This is a genomic window from Paraglaciecola sp., from assembly GCF_030730205.1.
Taxonomy (GTDB): domain Bacteria; phylum Pseudomonadota; class Gammaproteobacteria; order Enterobacterales; family Alteromonadaceae; genus Paraglaciecola.
The window spans coordinates 1-1,977 of sequence record NZ_JANQVQ010000274.1 but is presented as its reverse complement, the minus strand read 5'-3'; the positions used below and the strand labels follow the sequence as shown (position 1 = coordinate 1,977).

Here is a 1,977-nt window from a genome sequence, read left to right as displayed (position 1 = left end):
TTTTTGATTTTATTTAACCCCTTTTCTATTTCTGTAGCGTTACTCCAACAAAGCACCTATCTGCTCAACACTGGAGAAAACCATGAATGCAAATCTTGTAATGCCGCAAACCGCTATTTCGATCCCTAAACTTGTAAGCTCTGTTGTCATTGCTTCAACGATAACCTTTGGCCTTTTTGTGATGATGCAAAAGCTTATCAATAACAATGACATGCCTATTGTTGAACCGAGCCCGCCACCTGTTTTGACCTTTTTGCAAACCATTGAAGACATACCAATCAATGAGCGTCCCACGCTAAAAAAGATGCCAAAGACGAATCCCATCCCAAAACCTGAAACGCGGATACTGGAAGAAACGCCAGATAATAAAGGCCTTGTGGCTAAATTTGTGCCTGATATCAATATTGGCCGTATTGGTTTGGGGATATCAACGCAAATGTCGACTGGTGAGGGTGATGCACGCCCTATAGTAAGAATGGAGCCCAAATATCCACCGGAAGCAGCCCGTGAAGGTATTGAAGGTTGGGTAAAACTATTGTTCTCGATTGATACACTTGGCCAAGTAGCCAATATTCAGGTGGTCGAATCCGAGCCAAATCGGGTATTTGACCGTGCGGCAAAGCAAGCCTTAAGTAAATGGAAATATAAACCACAAATTGTTGCTGGCGCACCACAAGCTCAAGATGGCATGATGGTGGTACTTGATTTCAAACTCGCTCAGTAAACGCATGATACAAGCAGGCAAAGCAATCATTACCAAGGAGTGCCTATGAGTATTAGCTTGTCATTAAAAACGTGGTTCACCCGTTTGTCGAGTGACGCAAGCTGGAGTAACGAAGCGCTTATGCTGCGTTACGCCAGCTCTGGCGACAACCACGCGCTAAGCACACTCTATGATGCATGTGGCAACGACCTTTATCATTTTATCTTAAGTTTGTCAGACCCAACATTGGCCAAAGATATTTCCCAAGCCACATGGTTAAAGGTCATTGAAAAAAAGCACTTATACAAAGATTCAGGCTCGTTTAAAGCATGGATCTTTACCCTAGCCAGAAATCAGTTAATAGATGAAATACGCCGACAAAAAGATACCACTGCAGACTTGGGAAACGTAGTTGCAGAGCAAGCAGACGAAGCACACGATGCGGCCCTGCTCTCGCGCTTTAACCGCGCATTAGTTAATTTGCCTTTTGCCCAGCGTGAGGCCTTTTGCTTGCAACAAGAAGACTTTAGCCTAGAAGATATTGCAGTCATTACCCACAGTAATATCGAAGCAGTTAAAAGCCGTCTTCGTTATGCCAAAGATGGCTTACGTAAACAATTACATCACATCATCGAGGATGAGCATGTCTAATTCCGATAACTACTCAGACGACGAACTCAAGCGTTTATATCAGCAACGCAAAACCCAAAATCCGGCACCGGCTGGCGTAAAAAGACACGTTTTGGCTCAACATCAATCAAGCATAAACCACCAGAAAGTATGGCGGCGCCTGACTCACGTAGCATTAGCCGCAAGTACCTTACTGCTCTTTGGTTTGGTGTTTTGGCACCAATATTCGTGGCAAAATTTAGAGCCACAATTAGCAGCTGAGCAATACACCACCATTGAACTGCATTCATTAGCGCCCCGTAAACAATCAGATGCGATATCAGAACGCTATGCCAAACATTACAATAACTACCTAACTCAGCAGCAAGTACTGGCCTTTCATCACCAAAAACAAGCCGTGTTACAACAGATGGACGATGGTTGGCAATTGCAAACCTGCGATCAGCAAGTGGTTAAAGTATCGCAAGAGTTAATCAACGCCCTGCGTAACATGCATCAAATTGAAGGAACGTTTAGCACCGGCGACAAGGTAGAAATGATGTTTGATAAAACAGGCCTTATTCTCGGCATCAAACCCAGTGCAAAATTAGCGCATTGTTGAAGAAGAGCTGCAAGCACCTGTAGGAGGTCGTTTACGGCCGAAT

3 protein-coding genes are annotated in these 1,977 nt (G+C 44.2%); all 3 read left to right on the top strand.

What is annotated here, in order from left to right; all coding sequences use genetic code 11:
- The first annotated feature begins 82 nt into the window (after positions 1 to 82).
- From NWQ57_RS17680 to NWQ57_RS17670, 3 genes are read left to right on the top strand one after another with little or no spacing between them, the layout of a single operon-like run.
- The gene (locus tag NWQ57_RS17680) at positions 83 to 724 is read left to right on the top strand and encodes an energy transducer TonB (protein ID WP_306023497.1); all 642 of its coding nucleotides are present in this window, start codon (positions 83 to 85) and stop codon (positions 722 to 724) included.
- A gap of 45 nt (positions 725 to 769) precedes the next feature.
- On the top strand, positions 770 to 1,354 hold the full coding sequence (locus NWQ57_RS17675; RefSeq protein WP_306023496.1) for a sigma-70 family RNA polymerase sigma factor: 585 nt from the start codon (positions 770 to 772) through the stop codon (positions 1,352 to 1,354).
- Positions 1,347 to 1,934, top strand: a complete 588-nt coding sequence (locus NWQ57_RS17670) for a hypothetical protein (RefSeq protein WP_306023495.1) — start codon at positions 1,347 to 1,349, stop codon at positions 1,932 to 1,934. The genes NWQ57_RS17675 and NWQ57_RS17670 overlap by 8 nt, the downstream gene beginning before the upstream one ends.
- The last annotated feature ends 43 nt before the right edge of the window (positions 1,935 to 1,977 follow it).

What these genes read in the sequence shown, in the direction of transcription:
- NWQ57_RS17670 (WP_306023495.1), top strand. Translation starts at nt 1,347, where the DNA reads ATGTCTAATTCCGATAACTACTCAGACGACGAACTCAAGCGTTTATAT.
- NWQ57_RS17675 (WP_306023496.1), top strand. Translation starts at nt 770, where the DNA reads ATGAGTATTAGCTTGTCATTAAAAACGTGGTTCACCCGTTTGTCGAGT.
- NWQ57_RS17680 (WP_306023497.1), top strand. Translation starts at nt 83, where the DNA reads ATGAATGCAAATCTTGTAATGCCGCAAACCGCTATTTCGATCCCTAAA.